The organism is Pseudomonas sp. AC463 (assembly GCF_979253585.1).
Genome location: NZ_CEEDDZ010000459.1, coordinates 1 through 288 on the forward strand (window position 1 = coordinate 1; position 288 = coordinate 288).

The following is a 288-nucleotide window of genomic DNA, read 5'->3' on the forward strand; positions in this document are numbered from 1 at the left end:
GCGTGAAGCCCACCAGATAGTCGAGCGCGCGGCGCGCGCGGTACGCATCGATCAGGTCGTTATCCAGCTCACGCGGCTGGCCCATCGCCGTCGTCACCGCCTGTTTGGTGATCGCGTTGAACGTCACGCGCTGCACGTCCTTGGGCAGCGCCTTGCGGTTGCGCAGCACCTCCTGCACGTGCCAGCTGATCGCCTCCCCCTCGCGATCGGGATCGGTCGCCAGGATCAGGCGGTCGGCGGTCTTCGCCAGATCGGCGATGGCCTTCAACTGCTTCGCCTTGTCCGCGT

At 67.0% G+C, this 288-nt stretch carries 1 protein-coding gene; it reads right to left on the reverse strand.

Annotated elements, in window-relative coordinates:
• On the reverse strand, positions 1 to 268 hold a 268-nt coding region (locus AC0IYH_RS30970), incomplete at its 3' end, for a toprim domain-containing protein (RefSeq protein ID WP_471838014.1).
• Between the last annotated feature and the right edge of the window lie 20 nt (positions 269 to 288).